Annotated in this window: 20 protein-coding genes; 11 read left to right on the top strand and 9 right to left on the bottom strand. The window is 70.5% G+C overall.

From position 1 onward, the window contains the following. Positions 1-30: 30 nt before the first annotated feature. Positions 31-801 carry an SDR family oxidoreductase gene (locus tag HF999_RS12145; protein WP_168546126.1) on the bottom strand — a complete coding sequence of 257 codons (771 nt, stop codon included), beginning with the start codon at positions 799-801 and terminating at the stop codon, positions 31-33. Between the two features lie 54 nt (positions 802-855). After that, positions 856-1413 carry a TetR/AcrR family transcriptional regulator gene (locus HF999_RS12140; RefSeq protein WP_210733744.1) on the bottom strand — a complete coding sequence of 186 codons (558 nt, stop codon included), beginning with the start codon at positions 1411-1413 and terminating at the stop codon, positions 856-858. Positions 1414-1502: 89 nt separating this feature from the next. Between HF999_RS12140 and HF999_RS12135 the strand changes: the two genes are divergently transcribed. Beyond that, the gene (locus HF999_RS12135) at positions 1503-3053 is read left to right on the top strand and encodes an MFS transporter (protein WP_168546124.1); all 1551 of its coding nucleotides are present in this window, start codon (positions 1503-1505) and stop codon (positions 3051-3053) included. A gap of 204 nt (positions 3054-3257) precedes the next feature. Here HF999_RS12135 and HF999_RS12130 read toward each other — a convergent pair whose 3' ends face one another. Continuing rightward, positions 3258-4460, bottom strand: a complete 1203-nt coding sequence (locus tag HF999_RS12130; RefSeq protein WP_168546123.1) for an alpha/beta hydrolase — start codon at positions 4458-4460, stop codon at positions 3258-3260. 277 nt (positions 4461-4737) lie between these two features. Here HF999_RS12130 and HF999_RS12125 point away from each other — a divergent pair, with 277 nt between their 5' ends. The 6 genes from HF999_RS12125 to HF999_RS12100 all read left to right on the top strand — a co-directional run bounded on the left by HF999_RS12125 (position 4738) and on the right by HF999_RS12100 (position 11953). Continuing rightward, a complete protein-coding gene (locus HF999_RS12125) occupies positions 4738-5508 on the top strand; it encodes a deoxyribonuclease IV (RefSeq protein WP_168546122.1) in 771 nt (256 codons plus the stop codon). Then, positions 5505-6107, top strand: a complete 603-nt coding sequence (locus tag HF999_RS12120; protein ID WP_168546121.1) for a class I SAM-dependent methyltransferase — start codon at positions 5505-5507, stop codon at positions 6105-6107. Before HF999_RS12125 ends, HF999_RS12120 begins: the two co-directional genes overlap by 4 nt. 112 nt (positions 6108-6219) lie before the next feature. Then, a complete protein-coding gene (locus HF999_RS12115) occupies positions 6220-8052 on the top strand; it encodes an acyl-CoA dehydrogenase (protein ID WP_168546120.1) in 1833 nt (610 codons plus the stop codon). 136 nt (positions 8053-8188) lie between these two features. Further along, positions 8189-8857: a hypothetical protein gene (locus HF999_RS12110; protein WP_168546119.1), complete on the top strand. Its 669-nt coding sequence runs from the start codon at positions 8189-8191 to the stop codon at positions 8855-8857. A gap of 35 nt (positions 8858-8892) precedes the next feature. After that, positions 8893-10851 carry a YhgE/Pip domain-containing protein gene (locus HF999_RS12105; RefSeq protein ID WP_168546150.1) on the top strand — a complete coding sequence of 653 codons (1959 nt, stop codon included), beginning with the start codon at positions 8893-8895 and terminating at the stop codon, positions 10849-10851. A gap of 7 nt (positions 10852-10858) precedes the next feature. After that, the gene (locus HF999_RS12100) at positions 10859-11953 is read left to right on the top strand and encodes an acyltransferase family protein (RefSeq protein WP_312854120.1); all 1095 of its coding nucleotides are present in this window, start codon (positions 10859-10861) and stop codon (positions 11951-11953) included. 224 nt (positions 11954-12177) lie between these two features. On the opposite strand, the gene HF999_RS12095 is transcribed toward HF999_RS12100, so the two are convergent. From HF999_RS12095 to HF999_RS12085, 3 genes are read right to left on the bottom strand one after another with little or no spacing between them, the layout of a single operon-like run. After that, positions 12178-12678 carry a hypothetical protein gene (locus tag HF999_RS12095; RefSeq protein ID WP_168546117.1) on the bottom strand — a complete coding sequence of 167 codons (501 nt, stop codon included), beginning with the start codon at positions 12676-12678 and terminating at the stop codon, positions 12178-12180. After that, on the bottom strand, positions 12675-13097 hold the full coding sequence (locus tag HF999_RS12090) for a CoA-binding protein (RefSeq protein WP_168546116.1): 423 nt from the start codon (positions 13095-13097) through the stop codon (positions 12675-12677). Before HF999_RS12090 ends, HF999_RS12095 begins: the two co-directional genes overlap by 4 nt. A gap of 33 nt (positions 13098-13130) precedes the next feature. Beyond that, positions 13131-14414 (bottom strand): acetyl-CoA C-acetyltransferase, encoded by a 1284-nt coding sequence (locus HF999_RS12085; RefSeq protein ID WP_168546115.1) that lies wholly within the window; start codon positions 14412-14414, stop codon positions 13131-13133. A gap of 105 nt (positions 14415-14519) precedes the next feature. Between HF999_RS12085 and HF999_RS12080 the strand changes: the two genes are divergently transcribed. Both HF999_RS12080 and HF999_RS12075 read left to right on the top strand, forming a co-directional pair. Next, positions 14520-15878, top strand: coding sequence for a 3-oxoacyl-ACP reductase (locus HF999_RS12080; protein ID WP_168546114.1), 1359 nt, complete (start codon positions 14520-14522; stop codon positions 15876-15878). Between the two features lies 1 nt (position 15879). Beyond that, positions 15880-16770 (top strand): MaoC family dehydratase, encoded by an 891-nt coding sequence (locus tag HF999_RS12075; RefSeq protein ID WP_168546113.1) that lies wholly within the window; start codon positions 15880-15882, stop codon positions 16768-16770. A gap of 145 nt (positions 16771-16915) precedes the next feature. Here the strand turns inward: HF999_RS12075 and HF999_RS12070 are convergent, their stop codons facing one another. The 3 genes from HF999_RS12070 to HF999_RS12060 all read right to left on the bottom strand — a co-directional run bounded on the left by HF999_RS12070 (position 16916) and on the right by HF999_RS12060 (position 19526). Further along, a complete protein-coding gene (locus tag HF999_RS12070; RefSeq protein ID WP_168546112.1) occupies positions 16916-17512 on the bottom strand; it encodes a TetR/AcrR family transcriptional regulator in 597 nt (198 codons plus the stop codon). Positions 17513-17590: 78 nt separating this feature from the next. Continuing rightward, a complete protein-coding gene (locus HF999_RS12065) occupies positions 17591-18751 on the bottom strand; it encodes a glycoside hydrolase family 3 N-terminal domain-containing protein (protein ID WP_168546111.1) in 1161 nt (386 codons plus the stop codon). Positions 18752-18776: 25 nt separating this feature from the next. Beyond that, positions 18777-19526, bottom strand: coding sequence for a hypothetical protein (locus HF999_RS12060; RefSeq protein WP_168546110.1), 750 nt, complete (start codon positions 19524-19526; stop codon positions 18777-18779). A gap of 76 nt (positions 19527-19602) precedes the next feature. On the opposite strand from HF999_RS12060, the gene HF999_RS12055 reads away from it, so the two are divergent. Both HF999_RS12055 and HF999_RS12050 read left to right on the top strand, forming a co-directional pair. Beyond that, complete coding sequence (locus HF999_RS12055; protein ID WP_168546109.1) at positions 19603-20529, top strand: cytochrome c oxidase assembly protein; 927 nt, start codon at positions 19603-19605, stop codon at positions 20527-20529. A gap of 84 nt (positions 20530-20613) precedes the next feature. Next, a complete protein-coding gene (locus HF999_RS12050) occupies positions 20614-21108 on the top strand; it encodes a universal stress protein (protein WP_168546108.1) in 495 nt (164 codons plus the stop codon). Positions 21109-21118: the final 10 nt, after the last annotated feature.

The raw sequence follows: 21118 nt of genomic DNA, 5'->3' as shown, positions 1-21118 counted from the left end.
CTTCTCGGATGGGAAATACAGCCGGCAGCACTACTGACTGGTGATCTGGTTGATCAGTCGTACGACCGACCTGGGTGCGAATTTACTCGAATTGGACAGCAATGTGGTCAAGGTTCCGACGGAATAGTGCACCCGCGGCAGGAAGGGCACCCGGATCGACGGATGCACGGAGTGCCACACCTGCTCGGCCACCTCCTCCGGGGTGATGTTCACACCGAGGGTCCTGGTGCTCTTGGCATCGGTCTCGGCGAGCGCGGTCTTCGCCCACAGCGGCCAGATCGCGACGACCCGGATACCGTGCTTCTCCCACTCCAACTCCAGCGCCTCGGTGAACCCGGCGACGTAGAACTTGGCGGCACTGTAGGTCGCGATGCCCGGCTGGCCGTAGATCGCCGACGCCGAGCTGATGTTCACCAGGTGCGCACCCGGCTGGCCCTTCAGGTAGGGCAGCGCGGCCCGGGCGCCGTAGGTGACGCCGAGCGCATCGATATCGATCTGCAGCTTGATCTGCTGCGGCGTGATCTCATCGAGATCGCCGCTGAACAGGACGCCCGCGTTGTTGTCGAGCACGGTCAGGCCGCCGCCGGTGTGCTGCGTGAAGTCCGCGAGCGCGGCCTCCCACTGGCCGTAGTCGGTGACATCGAGCGTGCCGGTCACGATCTTCGGATGCGCCGATCTCAGCTCGGCGAGGGCGACCTCGTTGACGTCGTAGACGCCCACCGTCCACCCCTCGGACAGGAATCGCAGGGCGGTCGCGCGGCCGATGCCCGCAGCGCCACCGGAGATGAAGATCGAAGGCATGACCCCAAACCTACCCGCTGGTCAGGCGAGGGTAAAGGCCCTACTGAGCTTCACTCAATTGCCCGCGTGGCCGGCGACCATGTGCCGGACGCGCTCGACGAGGGCGTCGAGTTGGGCGTCGGTGACCGTCGCATGGCCGCCGGTGAGGGCGGCGTTGTAGTAGAGACCGTCACCGAGGAGGAGCACCGCGCGGGCGGTGTCCTCGTCGGGGACCTGCGCGCGGAGCGTGCGCAGCCACTGCTCCTGCATACCCCGCGCCGCCTGCTGGGCGCGGGCGTTGGCCCCCTGGCTGAGACGGAAGACGGCGACGATCGCCCGGTCGAGCGGGGTGTCGGCGAACACGGACGTGCGCACGTAGTACTCGACGGCGCCCTCCGGCGCCGCCGCCATGAGCTCGACGTCCTGCGCGACCAGCTGATCGAGCCGGGCGACCAGCCCCTCGACCAGCGCGTCCTTGGAGCCGAAGTGGTAGAGCAGGCCGCCCTTGCTGACCCCCGCCTCCGCCGCGACGGCCTCCAGGGTGGCGGCGCGTTCGCCGTGCTCGATGAGGATCTTCACGAAGGCGTCGAGCAGCTTGGCACGGGCGGCGGGAGGGGGCGGCACACCTCGCATCGTAAGGGTGATCGACGTCTCCCGTTTCTATACCGTCCAGCTGGTACAGTAACAATGATCCATCGACCTCGACTTCCAGGAAGTGCCCCATGACCGCCGTCGTCCCCACCGCCTCGAACGCGTCCCCGCGCGCCACAGTGCGTGATTGGGGCGCGCTCGCCGTCCTCATGCTTCCGGTGCTTCTGGTGTCCGTCGACGGCACCGTTCTCGGTTTCGCGCTGCCCTCGATCGCCGCCACGCTCGGCCCCACCGCGGCCCAGCAGTTGTGGATCATCGACATCTACCCGCTCGTGCTGGCCGGTCTGCTCGTCTCGATGGGCAGCCTCGGCGACCGGTTCGGACGCCGTCGGCTGCTACTCGTCGGTGCGACGGGCTTCGCCGCGATGTCGGTGGTGGCCGCGTACTCCCCGACCGCACTGGCCCTCATCGCCGCCCGCGCCGGTCTCGGCTTCTTCGGTGCCATGCTCATGCCGTCGACGCTCTCGTTGCTGCGCAACATCTTCGTCGACCCGCAGCAGCGGCGCCTCGCCATCGCGGTGTGGGCGTCCTTCTTCGCCGCCGGCGCGGCGCTCGGCCCGATCGTGGGCGGCTTCCTCCTCGAGCACTTCTGGTGGGGCTCGGTCTTCCTCATGGCCGTACCGGTGCTGATCCCGCTGCTCGTGCTGGCCCCCGTCTTCGTGCCCGAGTCGCGCGACCCGAACCCGGGTCGCATCGACCCCGTGTCGATCTCGCTCTCGCTGCTCGCGCTCACGCCGATCGTGTACGCCGTCAAGAGCCTCGCCAAGGGCGGCGACGCGCTGTCGGTCCTCCTGCCGCTCACCGTGGGCGTGGTCGCGACCGTGCTGTTCATCCGCCGCCAGCTCCATCGTCCGGACCCCATGCTCGATGTCCGGCTGTTCACCAACCGCCGCTTCTCGGGCGCCGTCGCCGTGAACCTGCTCAGCGTGTTCTCGCTGGTCGGCTTCATGTTCTTCGTCTCGCAACACCTGCAGCTGGTGGTCGGGATGAGCCCGATGGATGCCGGCTGGGCGCTGGTCCCGGGCCTGCTGACCATGATGGTCGCCGGGCTGTACGTGGTGCGCGCCGTGCGATGGATCGCGCCGTCCACCGTCGTGGTCTGGGGCATGCTCGCCTCCGCCGCGGCGTACGCCGTGGTCGCCGCCTTCGCCTCGCCGGAGTCCACGCTCGCCGTGCTCATCGCGTTCGCGATGCTCGGCGTGGGAATCGGTGCCGCGGAGACGCTCTCGAACGACATGATCGTCTCGTCGGTCCCCGCGGAGAAGGCCGGCGCGGCGTCGGCGGTGTCCGAGACGGCCTACGAGCTGGGCTCCGTGCTGGGCACCGCGGTGCTCGGCTCGATCCTGGCCGGTGCGTACGCCGCCAACCTCGTGCTCCCCGCCGGGTTGACCGGCGCGCAGGCGGCCGATGCCGCCGAGACACTGGCCGGAGCGCACCACACGGCCGCCCAGCTGCCCTCGGATACCGCTGCGGCGCTGATCGACTCGGCCGGTCATGCGTTCGACGCCGGCGTCACGGTGACGTCCGCGATCGGTGTCGCGCTCATGCTGGTGGCGGCCTGGATCGCGCACCGCACGCTGCGCGAGCCCTCCTCGTCGGTCGAGCGCACCGCGGCGCAGTAGGCCCGGAGCCGCTCTGCCGCGGCGCTCGCCGCCTCCGCATGGCCGGCGAGCGTCGCGGCCGCGCGCGCGGCGAACTCCGCGACACCCGGCGGCCCGGCCAGCGTGGCCCACGCGCGGGCGGCCGCGCGGAGCCCGTCCGCCTCCTCCTCCCAGCGTGCCGCGGCGCGGCCCAACACCTCGAGATCCACAGCGTCCGAATCGATCTCACCGGGCACGATCGCCTCCCCCGGTCAGCACCGCCGCGAAGGCATCGAGCGACCGCGATCCCTCGGCGAAGTAGCCGGAGTGCGCCGCCAGGCCGAACCCCCGCGCACCGTCGACCGGCAGCGGCGTCGCGCCGAAGGAGGGCGCCGACGGGTCCACGCCGAGCCCGAGCCCGATCCCGAGGAGGCGGCGCACCACGACCAGCCCCGGCTCCGCGCGGCCCACGAGCGGCACCGGGTCGTCCGGATGCCGGGCCACGAACACCGGCACGCCCAACTCGGCGGCGGATCGCACCACTCCGGCACCCGGCGAGCCGAGCAGGACCATCGCATCGACGGTGCCGACCAGTGCCCCGCCCGCGCCCGCCATGGCGACCGTCGTGGAGCCGTAGCTGTGCCCGAACACCACGAGCCGTTGTTCCTCGCCCTCCCGCAGGGCCGCGATCTCGGCGAGGCCGTCCTGCAACAGCGCCGCGCCCTCCCCCGCCGCGATGCGGCTGCGCACCTGCCCGGCCGTCGCCCTCCCCGACGGGGCGTCGTACCCGATCCAGGCCACCGTCGCCGTCGGCCGGGCCGGGTCCGCGCGGGCCGCCGCGTCGTACAGGCGCACCGCGTTCGCGCTCACGTCCCCGATCGACGCCGCCGTGGTTCCCATCCCCGGGACCACGACCCCCACGTTCTGCGCCGTGTCGAGGTCCCCGATGGCGACGACCGCAAGGCCGTCCCCGGCGAATGCCGTGGGGTCGTAGTCGAAGAGCTGCACGGTCCGCCCCGACCGATCCAGCTCCGCGAGCCGCGCGGACATGCGCTCGAGCATCGCGAGCTCGTCCCGCTCAGCGCGGCTGCGCCGCTTCCCGCGGAGGGTCCGGAGATCGGCCGCGAGCCGCGCCCGGTTCTCGGCGTCACGCCGCGCGGCGGAGATCGGACGGCCCGGTCGCGGCACGGGCAGCGACGGTGCGCCGGTCCCCGGCCCGGCACCGTCGAACCGGAGACCGTCGATCGGCACCCCGGCGATCGGCACCGCCGCCGGCAGGTCGATCGCGGCGAGCCGCTCCGCGAGTCCGCCTCCGCCGGCGAGGATCTCCCGCTCGGCGAGTTCGACCGCAGCCGCCAGTTCGCGGAGCGCCCCGTCCTCGCGCGCCGCCCACCCCGCGTAGGCCTCAGCGGTCGTCCCCCGCCACGCCGTCCCCCCGATCGCCACCATGGCGTCACGCTAGGCGCACCGTCGGACCCGGTCGCCGCGCGCGGGCACCCGAACCGGCCCGTCATCCACAGGACCGCGGTCCTCCACAGGTGGGCCGGGTCCAGCGGCGGCGGGCACGCACCGGGACAAGGCCCGAGGAATGCGCCGGACGCATTGCCCTCCCTCGACGAAACCGCGCCCACCTGCGAAGACACCGGGTATGCGCGGCGCGCATACCCGTGTAGATCAACACCGCCCGCACCGAACGGCACCGCCGCGCAACAACTAGGCTGACCGTATGCGAATCGGTGCCCATGTCCGCAGTGACACCCACCCCGTCGAGACGGCCGAGAAGCTCGGCGTGGACGTGATCCAGATGTTCGTGCAGGATCCGCAGTCCTTCGACAAACCGCAGCCGCACCCGCAGACGGAGGCGCTGAAGGCGTCGCCGCTGGAGATCGTCGTGCACTCGGCGTACCGGATCAACGTCGCCAGCCTCAACAACCGGCTGCGCATGCCCAGCCGCAACGCCGTCGCCCTGCAGGCGCAGGCGGCGGCGGACCTCGGCGCGTTCGGCCTCGTCGTGCACGGCGGCCACCTCCGCGAGGGCGAGGCGCTCGACGAGGGGATCGAGAACTGGCGCAAGCTCTTCACCCGCCAGGCGGAGAAGGGCGGCTTCGGCGTGCCGATCCTCATCGAGAACACCGCGGGCGGCGAGGGCGCCATCGCACGCCAGCTCGAGGCCATCGACCGGCTGTGGGACGCGGTCGGCGACCAGGGCGCGGGCTTCTGCCTCGACACCTGCCACGCCTGGGCCGGCGGCGAGGACCTGTTGGGCATCGTCGAACGGGTCATGGCGATCACGGGCCGCATCGACCTGGTGCACCTCAACAACTCCCGCGACGAGTTCGACTCCGCGCGGGACCGGCACGCGAACCTGCAGGACGGCACCATCGACCCCGACCTGCTCGCCGACGTGGCCCGCGCCGCGGGCGCTCCGATCATCCTCGAGACCCCGGCGGACGGCCTCGCCGAGGACGTGGCCTACCTCAAGGAGGCACTCGCGTGAACGCCTCCGACTGGGACGACCGCTACCGCTCCAGCGAATTGGTCTGGGGCGCACCGCCGGACCCGTGGATCGTCGAGCAGGTCACGATCCTGCCGCCCGGCCGCGCCCTGGACGTCGGCACCGGCGAGGGACGGCACGCGCTGTGGCTCGCGACGCGCGCCTGGGACGTCACGGCGATCGACTACTCGCGCGTCGGCCTGGACAAGGCGGCCACCGTGGCGGCCCGGGCCCCGCGCACCGTCCGCGCGCGGCTGCACTGGACCCCGCTCGACATCACCGCCGACGAGATCCCCGACCGGCCCTACGACCTCGTGGTCTGGGCGTACGTGCACCCGGACCCCGAGCGCCGGGCGGCGGCGATCGCCCGGGCCGCGGAGGCCCTCGCGCCCGGAGGACTGCTCCTGCTGCTCGCGCACGAGAAGGCGGATTCGCACCCCGGCCTGCCCGTCTTCGGTGCCGCCGAGGTCTCCGCGGCGCTGCCTGAGGACATGGTGGTCGAGCACGTGGAATGGCGGGAGAGTGATCCGTACCACGGTACCGGCACTGACCTGGCCGTTCGTGCGCGACGACGGCGCGCCGACGCGATCGAGCCCGCGTAGTGCTTGCACTTGTTCGCACGCGGCTTGCGCGTTATTGTGTAGATATTACCGAGCGGTAACTTACCGACAGGTAACAGTCCGACAGCCTGATCTGAGAAGGTGGAACAGCCCCATGGGCCATTACAAGAGCAACGTCCGCGACATCGAGTTCAACCTCTTCGAGGATCTCGGCGTCGGCGAGGTGCTGGCTTCCGGTGCGTACGGCGACCTCGACGAGGACACCGCCAAGGAGATGCTGCGCGAGGCGGCCCGGCAGGCCGAGGGCCCCATCGCCGAGTCCTTCGCCGAGGCGGACCGCAACCCGCCGGTCTTCGACCCGGCCACCCACGAGGTGAAGATCAACGAGGCCTTCAAGAAGTCGCAGGCGCTGTTCGCCGACGGCGGCTGGGCCTACCTCGGCCTGGACGACGAGCTCGGCGGCACCGATGTGCCCCGCTCGCTGTACTGGGGCATCGGCGAGATGTTCCTCGGCGCCAACCCGCCCGTCTTCATGTTCGCCGCCGGCCCCGGCTTCGCGCAGATCCTGCACGACGAGGGCACCGACGAGCAGAAGAAGTGGGCGAAGATCGCCGCCGAGCGCAACTGGAACGCCACCATGGTGCTCACCGAGCCGGACGCCGGCTCGGACGTGGGCGCCGGCCGCACCAAGGCAATCAAGCAGGAGGACGGCTCCTGGCACATCGAGGGCGTCAAGCGCTTCATCACCTCGGCGGTCATGGACGGCATGTTCGAGTCGACCTTCCACCTCGTGCTCGCCCGCCCCGAGGGCGGCGCCCCCGGCACCAAGGGCCTGGGCCTGTACTTCGTGCCGAAGCACCACTTCGACGAGCAGGGCAACCTCGGCGAGGAGAACGGCGTCTACGTCACCGGCGTCGAGCACAAGATGGGCATCAAGACCTCCACCACCTGTGAGGTCACCTTCGGCGGCCACGGCAAGCCCGCCAAGGGCTGGCTCGTGGGCGAGGAGATCAAGGGCATCGCGCAGATGTTCAAGGTCATCGAGCACGCCCGCATGATGGTCGGCACCAAGGCCATCGGCACCCTCTCGACCGGCTACCTCAACGCGCTCGACTACGCCAAGCAGCGCGTCCAGGGCGCCGACCTGACCCAGATGGCCGACAAGACCGCGCCGCGCGTGACCATCACGCACCACCCGGACGTGCGTCGCTCGCTGCTCACGCAGAAGGCCTACGCCGAGGGCCTGCGCGCCGTGTACCTCTACACCGCCGCCCACCAGGACGTGCGCACCGCGACCCCCGTGTCGGGGGCCGACGAGGAGATGGCGTTCAAGGTCAACGACCTGCTGCTGCCGATCGTCAAGGGCGTCGGCTCCGAGCGTGCCTTCACGCTGCTCGGCACCGAGTCGCTGCAGACCTTCGGCGGGTCCGGCTTCCTGCAGGACTACCCGATCGAGCAGTACGTCCGCGACTCGAAGATCGACTCGCTCTACGAGGGCACCACCGCCATCCAGGCGCAGGACTTCTTCTTCCGCAAGATCCTCCGCGACCGTGGCGCCGCGCTCGGCCACGTCGCCGGCCAGATCACCGCGTTCATCGAGGCCAACGCCGGTGGCGCCTTCGCCGCCGACGTCGCGCTGCTGAAGACCGCCGCCGAGGACGTGCAGGCGATGGCCGCCACGCTCACCGGTTTCGCACTCGCCTCGCAGCAGGAGCCCAAGGAGCTGTACAAGGTGGGCCTCGGCTCGGTGCGCTTCCTCATGGCCTTCGGCGACCTGATGGTCGGCTGGCGCCTGCTGCACCAGGCCGTCATCGCGCAGGCCGCGATCGACGGCGGCGCCACCGGCGCCGACAAGTCCTTCTACGAGGGCAAGGTCGGCGTCGCGAAGTTCTTCGCCGCCAACATGCTGCCGCTGCTGACCTCCGTCAAGGAGGTCGTCGCGGCCGTCGACAACCAGGCGATGGACCTCGACGAGGCCGCGTTCTGATCGTCGCGCCGTAACGGCTACGCGCACTTCACGAGGGCGCTCCGACCAGCAGTCGGGGCGCCCTCGCCCGTTCCCCACCCGTAGGATCGAGAACCGACCTGCGCCTCACCAGTTCCAGGACCAGCGGAGAGCATCCATGGGCGAATCCCAGCCGAACGATGTACAACTGCGAGCGGTCGACCTCGGCGTCGACGGCGAGCACGGCCCGCTCTTCCGCGGGATCGACCTGGAGTTCGACCGCGGCCTGCACGCCGTGCAGATGCCGGCCGGGCCGGACCAGAACGCACTGCTCCTGACCCTCGCCGGGCGCCTGCGGCCCACGCACGGCACCGTCGACGCCCTGGGAGCCAGGAGCCCCGCCGCGATCCGCAAGCGGTGCGCGATCGCGGCCTTCGAGGGCATCGACGACCTGGACGAGTCGGTCACCGTCGAAACCGTTCTGGCCGAACAGCGGCGCTGGCTCGCTCCCTGGTACTCGATGGTGCCGCTCAGCGCCGGGCGGCTCGAACTGGACCGCGTGTTCGGCGACCTCGACCGGCCCGGATCCCGGACCCGCATCGTCGAACTGACGGACCTGCAGCTGTTCCTGCTCCGGATCACCCTGGCCCTGCTCAGCAATCACCCGATCCTGATCGTGGGCGATCTCGAACAGGTTCGCGACAACCCCGGCCGCGCCGACGCCGTACAGCGGCTCGGCGCGATCGCCGAGGAGTACACCGTGATCGTCGGGGTGACCAATCCCCTCGGCGGCACGGCACCCCAGCACACCCTGCACGACCGACGCGCCCTGACCCGGAAGGACTGATTCCCTTGTCCGAGAAGAAGAGCCGCCTCATCCCCATCGCCGCCGGACTGGCCTTCGGTTCCGAGATCAAGCGCTTCGGCCGCAGCCGGCTCACGCGCGCCGCGATCGTCGTGATCATGCTGCTCCCGCTCGTGTACGGCGCGCTGTACCTGTGGGCGTTCTGGGATCCCTTCGGCCACGTCAACAAGATGCCGGTGGCGTTGGTCAATGCCGACAAGGGCACCGAGGTCAAGGGCCAGAAGATCAATGCCGGTGCCGAGGTGGAGAAATCGCTCGCGGACGACAAGAGCCTCGACTGGCACATCGTCTCCCCGGCGGAGGCCGCCAAGGGCGTCAAGGACGGCACCTACTACTTCATGCTCGAACTGCCGGAGAACTTCTCCTCCGCGATCGCCTCGCCCCTGTCCGGCACTCCGGAGAAGGCACAGCTGCGCGCGGTCTACAACGACGCCAACAACTACGTCAGCTCGACCATCGGCCAGTCGGCGATGGCCCAGGTCCTGAACGCGGTGTCCACCCGGATCTCCGGGCAGGCCGTCAACCAGGTCCTGTCGATGGTCATCACCGCCGGCGCGGGTATCGAACAGGCCGCCGACGGGGCCGGCAAGCTCGCGGACGGTCTGGACACCGCCGACGACGGTGCCAAACAACTCGCCACGGGCCTGTCCACCGCGAAGACCGGCTCCGCGCAGCTGCGGGCCGGGTCGCAGCAGCTCTCCGACGGCATCAACCAGGCCACCGACCCCCTCCTCGCCGTCACGAGGGCATTGTCCGGGCTGGGCGGGAACACCGCGCAGCTCCAGCAGAGCGCCGCCGCACTCGCCGACGCCGCCGACAAGGCCGGACTGTTCATCCAGACGCAGGATGCCGCGCTCGCCGGCATCGACGCCGCGATCAAGCAGCTCACCGCCAGCCCCGACCCCGCCGCCCGGCAGGCCGCGGAGGGCCTACGGGCCGTGCGGGCCCAGCTCGCCCAGGCCTCGGTACCCGCCGCCGCGAAGCAGCAGGTCGTCGCCGCATCGTCCGCCGCCGCCACGCTCACCGAGCAGCTCCGCACCCCCGGCAGCCCCCTGGCGACGATGCTCGGCCAGGTGGGCACCACCGGCACCGACCTCACCGCGAAGATCTCGCAGCTGCGCTCCGGCGCGGCGCAGCTCGCCGCCGGGAACGCCACGCTCGACGACGGCATCACCCAACTGTCCGACGGTGCCGGCAAACTCTCGGTCGGCACGGGGCAATTGCGCACCGGCAGTCGCGAACTCGCGACCAAGCTGCACGAGGGTGCCGGTGCGGTGCCGAAGTGGTCGCAGGAGCAGGCCTCCCAGGTCGCCGCGACGATCGGCGGGCCGGTCCAGCTGGACGCGTCGCACGAGAACCGGGCACCGAACTTCGGCTCGGGCATGGCGCCCTTCTTCCTCACGCTCGCGCTGTTCTTCGGTGCGCTGGTGCTGTGGATGGTGTTCCGCCCCTTGCAGAACCGCGCCATCGCAGCCGAGGTGCTGGCGATCCGGGTGGTGATGGCCAGCTACCTCCCGGCCGCCGCCATCGGCCTGTGCCAGGCGGTGATCCTGTACTGCGTGGTGCGGTTCGCGCTGGGCCTGCAAGTCGCGCACCCGATCGCGATGGTGTTCTTCATGATGGGCGTCTCGCTCGCCTTCATCGCGTTCACCCAGGCGGTGAACGCGCTCGTCGGTCCGGCGGTCGGGCGCGTGCTCATCATGGCGCTGCTCATGCTGCAGCTGGTGAGCTCCGGCGGCATGTATCCGGTGGAGACCACCGCCAGGCCCTTCCAGGTGCTGCACAAGTACGACCCGATGACCTACGGCGTCAACGGTCTCCGGCAACTCGTGCTCGGCGGCATCGACCACCGGCTCTGGATGGCGATCGGGGTGATGATGTTCATCTGGGTCGTATCGATCGCCGTCTCGTGTCTGTCCGCGCGGCGCAACCGACTGTGGAACCTCGACCGGCTCATGCCCGCGATCAAGATCTGAACCGCATATCGACACCGCTCAGCGCTCCCAACAGTTTCCCGCCCTCACCGGTCTGCGGGCGGTCGCGGCGTTCGCCGTGTGCGTGACCCACGCGGCGTTCTGGGCGGGCGACTACACCCCCGACGTCTGGGGAGCCGCGTACTCCCGGCTGCAGGGCGCGGTGCCGGTGTTCTTCGCCCTCTCCGGGTTCCTGCTGGTGCGGCCATGGGTCACAGCAGCGAGGTCGACGGGGGCCCGCGGGCCCGACCTGCGGCGGTACTGGGCGCACCGCGCATGGCGGGTCCTGCCCGCCTACTGGACCGTGGTCACCGTCGTCTATGTGATCTACCTCTGGCGGCCCGACGGTTCCACCCACGGCCGGGGCTGGGTCGGGTACCTGCGGCACCTGACCTTCACCCAGATCTACGGGGTCGGGTACGTGCACACGGGGCTCTCGCAGATGTGGAGCATGTGCGTCGAGATCGCGTTCTACCTGGTACTGCCGCTGTTGGGGCTGGCGATCGTCCGGTGCGGGCCGCGGGCGTGGATCGTGCCCGCGGCGATGGTGGCACTGTCCGCCGGGTGGCTGGTGCTGGTCATCGAGACGACCGTGTTCGGCAAGACCACCCGCACCTGGCCGCCGGCCTACGCCGCGGCCTTCGCCGCCGGGATCGTCGTCGCGCTGGTGATCGACCGGGTGCGGGCAGCGGCGTGGGTGCGGTGGGCACGTCCGGCATCGCTGCTCGTCGCGGCGGCGGCCTTCGCGGTGCTGCTGACCCCCGCCGCCGGTCCGCTCGACCTGCGCCTGCCGACCGCCCCGCAGGGCGTGACGAAGTACCTGCTCGAGGCGCTGATCGGCGGTCTGCTGGTGGCCGCCTTCGCCGTCGGCCGGCCGGGCGTACTGGGCTCCCGACCGATGGTGTGGCTGGGGTCGATCAGCTACGAGTACTTCCTGATCCACGTGATGGCGATGGACGTCGTCGTGCTCAACGTGCTGCACTACTCGCTGTTCCAGGGCTCGACGTGGACGATCGTCGCCGTGACCTCCCTGGTGACCGTGCCCCTGGCCTGGGTGCTCAGCCGCGCGGTGGAGAGAATGCGGTCCCGAGTATCAGCGCGGTAGGTCGTCGGGAGGACAGGTCACCGCCGATGCATACCCCGCCCTTCCACGCTGCGCGGCAGTGCTTCGCGGTCGACTCCGACCGGCAACCCGCTCAGGATTTCGGGTAGTCCGCGATCACGGGCGCGTGGTGACCCCTCTCCCTCACCGGAACCCGACATCGTGAGTCATCACGACGCGAGAGCCATCCGGCGGGCGCGGGAATCCAGGGGCGGGGGCCGCGGTCCTCAGCGGCGCAGGGCCGTGGCGGTCGCGTCGATGAGCTCGCGGCGGCGCGCGGACGGCGCGTCCCAGAGCTTCCCGGTCAGCGACTCCAGCGCCGCGACCTTGGGCTCCAGCTCCCCCAGCGCCGCGGTGCGCTCCTCGCCGGACAGCCGCGCGGCGGCGATGATCTCGTCGTCGAGGCCGAAGACGGCGTCGTCGAGCGCGGCGAGGTCGGAGTCGGGTCCGTGCACGGCCGAGTCCGCGGGCGGCGGGACCGCGGGGGCGGCGGCGCCGCGATGCACGTCGGCGATCGCATAGCGGACCCGCTGGTGCAGCAGCGCTTCGGGCGCAGTCGAATCGGCCCATTCCGCGGGCGCGCGCCCGGGCCGGCCGGGAATCAGGTCGGAGGACCGTGCGAAATCCTTGATGCGCTTGTTGGAGTCGCGGACGAACCAGAGGACGCCGACCAGCGTGAGCACGGCGACCACCGCAACCACGAGGACGATCACGATGCCGATGCTCACGCCGTCCTCCGGGAGATCCGCGTCCGCCGCTGCTCGATGATGAGACACCGGTCCTCGACGTACAGCAGCCCCGCGGATTCCGCGATCTCCCGGGCCTCCGCCGAGCGGATCCCCAACTGCAGCCACAGCGCGGTCGCGCCCGCGGCCACGGCCTGCCGGGCGATGTCCGGTGTGAACTCCGAGGGCCGGAAGACATCGACCAGCCCGACCTGCTCCGGGATGTCCGCCAGTGTGCGGTACACCTTTTCGCCGAGGATCTCCTCGGCGTGCGGGTTCACCGGGATGATGCGCCAGCCCCGGTGCTGCATGTAGGCGGGCACGTCGTGCGCCGCCTTCGCCGGATCGGCGCTGGCCCCGACCACCGTGATGGTGTCGTGGTCGCGAAGGATCTTCTCGACCACGTCGTCCGTCGTGCTCATGCCCACCACTGTAGGCGGCCGGGGCCCGCTACATCAGCCCTCGATGATCGCGGTGATGCCCTGACCGCCGGCGGCGCAGATCGAGATCAGCGCGCGGCCGCCGCCGTTCTCCTTGATCTGCTTCGCGGCGGAGGCCACGATACGACCGCCGGTCGCGGCGAACGGGTGGCCGGCCGCCAGCGACGAGCCGTTCACGTTCAGCTTCGACCGGTCGATCGAGCCGAGCGGCTTGTCCAGGCCCAGGCGGTCCTTGCAGTACTCGGGCGACTCCCACGCCTGCAGCGTCGCCAGCACCACGGAGGCGAAGGCCTCGTGGATCTCGTAGAAGTCGAAGTCCTGCAGCGTCAGGCCGTTGCGCGCCAACAGCTTCGGGACCGCGTAGGTCGGCGCCATGAGCAGTCCGTCCTTGCCGCCGACGTAGTCCACGGCCGAGTACTCGACGTCCTTGAGGTACGCGAGCACCGGAAGACCGCGCTCGGCCGCCCACTCGTCCGAGGACAGCAGCACCGTCGACGCGCCGTCCGTGAGCGGCGTCGAGTTGCCGGCCGTCATCGTCGCATCGCCCAGCGAGACGCCGAAGACGGGCTTGAGGGTCGACAGCTTCTCGACGGTGCTGCCGGGGCGCAGGTTGTCGTCGCGGGTGAGGCCGAGGTACGGGGTGATCAGGTCCTCGAAGAAGCCGCGGTCGTACGCGGCGGCCATGTTCGTGTGGCTGAGGTAGGCCAGCTCGTCCTGCTCGGCGCGCGAGACACCGAACTCCTTGGCCGTGATGGCGGCGTGCTCGCCCATCGACATGCCGGTGCGCGGCTCGCCGTTGCGCGGGATGTCGATGCCCAGGTTGGCCGGGAGCTTGCCGAGCAGCTTGAGCCGGTCGACGGTGCTGGACGCGCGGTTGAGCTCGAGCATCACCTTGCGCATGCCCTCGGAGACGCCGATCGGCGCGTCTGAGGTGGTGTCGGTGCCGCCGCCGATGGCCGCCTCGTAGCGGCCGAGCTGGATGCCCTGAGCAGCGGCGTTGATCGCCTGCAGGCCGGTGGCGCACGCCTGCTGGACGTCGAACGCGGGGGTGTACGGGCTCAGCGGGCTGCCGAGCACCGACTCGCGGATCAGGTTGAAGTCGCGGCTGTGCTTGAGCACCGCGCCGCCGACCACCGCGCCGAGCTGCTCGCCCTGCAGATTGAACCGGCTCACGAGACCATTGAGCGCAGCGGTGAACATGTCCTGATTGCTGGCCTTGGCGTACGCGCGGTCCGAGCGGGCGAACGGGATGCGGTTGCCACCGAGAATGGCGACCGGGCGGGTTGCGATGTTTGCCACGGGTTTCTCCCTGTGATCGAGGGTTGCTACTACCGAGTATTCTTACTCTGGAGTAAGTTGCTTGTCGATAGCCTATCGGAACCCCACACGGATGAGGTACCTCACATGCCTGATGCACCCAGCACGGACTTCTACGCGGCCTTCGTGAAGTCGGGCCCCGGCTCCTTCCTGGCCAGCCGACTCGGCCTGCCCCAGCCGCCGGTCCTGCGCCGCTACCAGCCCGGCAAGCCGGCACTCGCCGGCCCCGTCCTCCTCGGCGGCAAGGGCCGCCTCGTCGAGCCCGTCCGCGAGCTGCTCGCCGACTACGACCTCGTCGTCAACAACGGCGGCGCCCGCGGCGCCGAGAAGCTGGGTGGCGCGGTCTTCGACGCCACCGGCATCACCTCGATCGACGAGCTGGTCGGCCTGTACGAGTTCTTCGCCCCGCAGATGCGCTCGCTGGGCAACAGCGCCCGCCTCGTGGTCCTCGGGACCACGCCGGAGCTGATCGAGGATCTGGACGAGCACATCGCCGCACGCGCGCTCGAGGGCTTCACCCGCTCGGTGGCCAAGGAGCTGCGCGACGGTGCCACGGCCCAGCTCGTGTACGTCCACCCGGACGCCGCGACCGGCGCCTCCGGTCTCGCCTCGACGCTGCGCTTCCTCCTGTCGGGCAAGTCGGCCTACGTCGACGCGCAGGTCATCCGCATCACGGACAAGGACGCGACCGCCCCCGCTGACTGGGACAAGCCGCTCGCCGGCAAGGTCGCGCTGGTGACCGGCGCCGCCCGCGGCATCGGAGCGACCATCGCCGAGGTCCTCTCTCGCGACGGTGCGCACGTGATCGCCGCCGACATCCCCGCCGCCGGCGAGGCACTGTCCGCGGTCGCGAACAAGGTCGGCGGCACCGCGCTGCCGCTCGACGTGACCGCCGAGGACGCGGGCAAGAAGATCGCCGAGCTAGTGAAGTCGCGTCACAACGGGCTCGACATCATCGTCAACAACGCCGGCATCACCCGCGACAAGCTGCTCGCGAACATGGACGAGGGCCGCTGGAACTCGGTCATGGCCGTCAACCTCAAGGCCCCGAAGCAGCTGGTCGACGCCCTGCTCGCGGAGGACGCCCTGAACGAGGGCGGCGCGGTCGTCGACGTCTCCTCGATCGCCGGCATCGCCGGTAACCGCGGCCAGACCAACTACGGCGCGACCAAGGCCGGCGTCATCGGCCTCGTCGACGCGTACACCCCGGTGCTCGCGAAGAAGAACATCACCATCAACGCTGTGGCCCCCGGCTTCATCGAGACCGCGATGACCGCGGCGATCCCGCTGGCCACGCGCCAGGCCGGCCGCCTGATGAACTCGCTGCAGCAGGGCGGCCAGACCGTCGATGTCGCGGAGACCATCTCCTTCTTCGCGGCGCCGTCCTCGGCCGCGGTGACCGGCAACGTCGTGCGCGTCTGCGGTCAGAGCCTGCTGGGAGCCTGATATGGCCAAGAACGTGACCGTGCTGCAGGCACCGCCGTCGAGCCTGTCGGTGCTCACCCGCGGACTGCGCGGCATCCTGCCGGTCGTGGGCAAGCAGGGCCCGCTCAAGCCGGAGACCGTCCTGCCGGACCGGACCGTCGAGCTCACCGTCGACGTCGATCCCGCGCGGGTCGGCGAGTACTGCGAGGTCGTCGGGCTCAAGAACACCGGCGAGGTGCCCGTGATGTACCTCTACGTGCTGTCCTTCCCGCTGATCATGGACCTGTTCCTGGCCGACGACTTCCCCGCCGCCGCAGTGGGTTCCGTGCACGTGGAGAACACGCTCACGCGGCGTCGCCGCGTGGTGCCGGGCGAATCGCTCACGCTGCGCACGTCCGTGGGCAACCTGCGCGAGCACCGCAAGGGCATGCTCATCGACTTCACGACGGAGTTCACCGATGCGTCCGGCGCATCGGTCGCCTCCGAGGTGTCGACGATGCTCATCCAGCAGCGCACGTCGCTGTCGGGAGAGAAGTCCGGGCCGGCCCCCAAGGAGGGGCGCCCGGGCGCCCCCGACGCGGTGCTGTCCGTGAACGGCTCGCTCATCCGTCGGTACGCCGGAGTCAGCGGCGACCGGAACCCGATCCACATGTCGCCCTTGGGCGGCAAGGCCTTCGGCTTCCCGTCGTCGATCGCGCACGGCGCCTGGACGGCGGCGGCGATGCTGCGCGTGGTCGAGGGGCACGTCCCCGACGCGGTGGTGCACCACGTGCGCTTCGGCAAGCCGGTGATCCTGCCCGCACGGATCGGCCTGTACGTCTCGCGCGACGAGGCCACCGGCGGCACCGAGATCGTGGCGAAGGACCTCAAGAAGGGCTTCCCGCACGTGACGGCCACCGTCACCCCGCTGTAGCCCGCTGTTCGACGGTGCCCCGCCCGGCTTCGACCAGGCGGGGCACCGTTGTCTCCCCGGTCGACAGGGCATGCGTCGTTCCGAGAGGGTATGCGCGCCTTCCGCAGCGCCCGAGCGTCGAGCACCCGGGCGCACCGTCGGCGAACTACTCCGGACGGTCGCCGCGGATGCCGCCCCAGAGGAACGAGGTCATGATCTCGACGGCGCGGTCCAACTCGACCTTTCCGGTGGCCAGACGGTCCGCGATCGCCTCACCGGAGCCGACCAGCGCCACGGCGTAGAGCTCGAAGTCGGTGTCGTCGGGGGCGTACTTCGCGGCCTCGCGGAGCAACACCGCCGTCATCTCGACCACCCGCTCGCGACTGGTCTCCGACAGCGCCGCGAACGCGGCCTGACCGGTCGCCTCGCGGTACATCACCCGCCACGCGTCACGGTTCTGGTCGACGTATTTGAGAAAGCCGGCGATCACCGAGCGCAGGCGCTGCAGCGGCGGGAGCGTGGGGCTCGCGTCGAACTCGATGCTGCGCATGAACTTGCCCGCCTCGCGAGTGACGCAGGCGCCGAACAGCTCGTCCTTGGACCCGTAGTACAGGTAGAGCATCGGCTTGCTGATCTGCGCTTCACGCGCCACGGCGTCCATGGACGTCTCGTAGAACCCGTTGCGCGAGAACACCTTAATGGCAGCGTCCAGCATCTGCTGCTCGCGCACCGCGCGGGGCAGACGCTTCGTTCCACCGGCCATCGACGCCCTCCTTACTCTTGAGTCAGATATTAGCCCACAGGGTTACCCGCAAGTAAGTTCCGGGAGAATCCGCCGCCCTCAGCAGGTGACGACATGCTTGGCGCGGGCCACGCGGAGCACCGAGCCGTCGAGCTGCTTGCGGGTGAGCCGCCCCGACGTGACCGCGGCCTCGACCGCATCCATCGCGGCACCCAACTGGTCGGTCGAGATCCACAGCGCGACGTCGGCCCCGGCGACGAGCGCCTTGGTCACCGCCTGCGGCACGCTGAACTCGTTGGTGATCGCCTTCATGCCGGACAGGTCGTCGGTGAAGATCGGGCCGTCGAAGGGCTTGGCGCCGTACCCGGATCCCGTGCGCAGCAGGTGCATGGTCGCGGGACTCAGACTGGTGGGCAGGCCCGGTTCGGTCAGCCCGGGCACCGTCAGGTGGCCCACCATGATGCCCGCGTCGCCGGACGCGGCGGCCGCGCGGAACGGGAGGAGATCCCGGGTCTTGAGCTTGCTCAACGGCGGCACGCTGACGCCGCCCTGATGCGAGTCGCCGGACGAGCTGCCGTGCCCCGGGAAGTGCTTGAACACCGGGTACACGCCACCGTCGCGCAGGCCCGCCGCGAAGGCCTGGGAGTACCTCGTGACCACGGCGGGGTCGTTCGAGTACGAGCGGTCGCCGATGACGGAGTCGTCGGGCTGCGCGGAGACATCGGCGTCGGGCGCGAAATCCACCGTGATGCCCATCGACTTCATGAGCTTGCCGACCCGCGCCCCCTCGGCCCGCGCCTCGTCCACACTCATCGTGCGCGCCAACTCCCGCGCCGAGACGAGGTTCGCGCCGGGCACGCGGGAGACGCGGCCACCCTCCTCGTCGACCGACACCATCGCCGGCACCTTGCCCGCCTTCGCCACCGCCTGCAGGGTGCCGCCGGAGAACACGCCCTTGTCGGTCCAACTACCGATGAACACCCCGCCCGCGCCCTGCTGCACCGCGCGGCGGGCGTCGGCGGCGTCCTTCACGCCAACCATCAGCAACTGCCCGACCTTCTCGCGCACCGTCAACTTCGCGAGGAAGTCGGTCCCGCAGGCCCCCGAGCGTCCCGGGCCCGACGGTGCCGCGGAGGCCGTCGAGCTCGCCGCCCGCGCGGCCGTCGTGGTCGTCGACGGCGCGTCGGGCGTGGAGGTGCCGCACGCGGCCACAGCGGCCGCGGCGACCACCACGATCATGAGGTTCCGGTGATGTCGCATCGGGATCAGTGTGTCAGATTCGCCGTCAGCCCTTCGCGACCTTGTCGATCGAGGCGACGAGGAACTTGTCGAACAGCGCGCGGTCGGGGGTGCCGTCCATCGACATCACGACCACGGAGACGGCGTAGGACCCGACCCGGGCGACGCCGACGAGGGACCTCTGCTTCGTACTCTGCCCCGCGACCTCCGAGGTGGCGGTCTGCTCGATCACGACGAGGTCGTCCGCCTTGGTCTTCGGCGCGTCGGCGACGACGGTCGTCGCCGTCTGCGTACGGACCTTCTGACCCTGCACCGAGATGTCCGCGGTCACCGACTTGCAGGCACCCCGGTACGAATCGCGCAGCTTCTGCACATCGGGCTTCTGCGCGATGACCGACTCGCTCGCCACGCCCGTCCCGACGGTGCCGACCGCCATGCCCAGCTGCGAGACGTCCAGCTTCTTCGCCGCATCGACGATGGTCGTGCCGGACCCGCACGAGGCCGGGGTGATGGTGGCGCCTTCGGCGGCGCCCGACAACTGATCGACGGACTTCTGGAGCTGCGTCTGCCCGACGGGCACGGCCGTGATGCCCGGCGGCAGCTCGGCGGCGGTGAGCGCGAGGTCCTTCGCGGGCTTCGCCGCCGCCGCAGCCGTCGCGGTCGTAGTCATGCTCATGGAGTGACCGCTGTGATCCATCGTCGTGGTGGAAGAACCCCCACCATTGCACCCGGCGACGAGCGCGGCGGCGGTCACCGCGGCGGCGGCAACGCCGGTCGGGCGGAAGTACTTCGTCATGGTTTCTCCGTGTTCAGGTCGGTTTGCGCCGCTCGCACCCTGTCGTCTACTGCGGACCAGGACGTACGGTTCGACAGTGAGTATCGCAATCCCCGCTTCCGCCTGGCTGGGCGACTGGCAAGCGGACGGGCTCGGCGTCGCGGCGATCCTGCTCGCGGCGGCCTACCTGTGGGCCGCGCGGGGACGCTCGGTGCCGACCGCACGCCGCGTCGCGTTCGTCGTCGTCGGGTGCGCGACGGCCGCGGCGATCGCGTGCGGCCCGATCACGGAGTACGCGCCGCGTCTGTTCTGGGTCCGGGCACTGCAGATCACGCTGCTGCTGTATGTGGTGCCGCTGGGCCTGGCATCGGGGATGCCGCTCACGGTCTTCGGCAGCCGCCTGCCGGCAGCCCGACGGTCCGCCGCACTCCGGGCGCTGCGCAGCCCCCTCGCCCGCGTGCTCGGGCACCCCGCCGTGGGCTCCGGCCTGCTGCTGGTGACGCCGTGGGTGCTGCTCTTCTCCGGCTGGAACCTCGCGGCGATGCGCAATCCCGCGCTCGACCTGCTCACGCGCTGCCTGCTCGTCCTCGCCGGCTTCGTGTACTTCTACACCCGCATCCAGGCCGATCCGGTGCCGCGGCGCTATCCGCAGGGCCTGTCGCTGCTGATCACGCTGGTCGAATCGCTGGCCGACGGGGTCCTCGGGATCGTCGTGTGGCTCGGACCGCTGCTGTACGCCGCGCACTACGCCGCGCTGGGTTTCGGCGAGGACTCCATGCGACTGTCGCAGACGATCGGGGCGGGCATGCTGTGGCTGCTCGCGGATCTGTTCGGCCTGCCCTTCCTGGTGCTCCTCATGTTCGCGCTGCGCCGCGAGGACGCCGCCCGGCAGGTCCGGGTGGACGCGGCCGAGGACGCCCGCGACGCGGCGCGCGCCGACGACGAGCAGGTGAGTGGGGGCGCACCGTCGAACGGCCTGTGGTGGGAGTCCGACCCCGAACTGGCCCGCCGATACCACCGCTGACACGCCCGTACTTGCATCTTGCAACTCGGCGGTTTCGGCGTAATCTGGACCTATCAGATAACCGCGAGCATCGAGGTGATCCGCATGAGTGTCCCCGTCAAGGTTCTGATCGCGTACGACGGCTCGGAGTCCTCCCAGCGCGCCGTGAAGTACGCCAGCAAGGTGCTCGCCCAGGGGCGCGACGCCGAGGCGATCGTGGTCACCGCCTGGGAGTCCACGATCCACCAGGCCGCCCGCCTGTCCGCGATGTCGGGCGTCGCCGGGGCCGGAGCCGCCGAGACCGCCCTGACCCGCGAGAGCGACATCGTGCACGACGAGGCGATCAAGACCAATCGGGAGGGCGTCGATCTCGCGGCCGCCTCCGGGTTCGCCGCCCGGGGTGAGCTGGTCGAGGTGTCCACCACGGTCTGGGCCGCACTGATCGCCGCGTCGGACACCGACGACGTCGACGTGATCGTGTCCGGCAGCCGCGGAATCTCCGGCATCAAGGCACTGTGGCACTCGTCCGTCTCGGAGCACGTCCTGCGCGGCTGCCAGCGGCCCGTGATGATCGTGCCCTCGGGCTGCGCCGACCTCTAGCCTGTAGACT

Origin of the sequence: Tsukamurella spumae, from assembly GCF_012396015.1 — a bacterium.
GTDB lineage: Bacteria > Actinomycetota > Actinomycetes > Mycobacteriales > Mycobacteriaceae > Tsukamurella > Tsukamurella spumae.
This window is presented reverse-complemented; position numbering and strand designations above follow the sequence as displayed.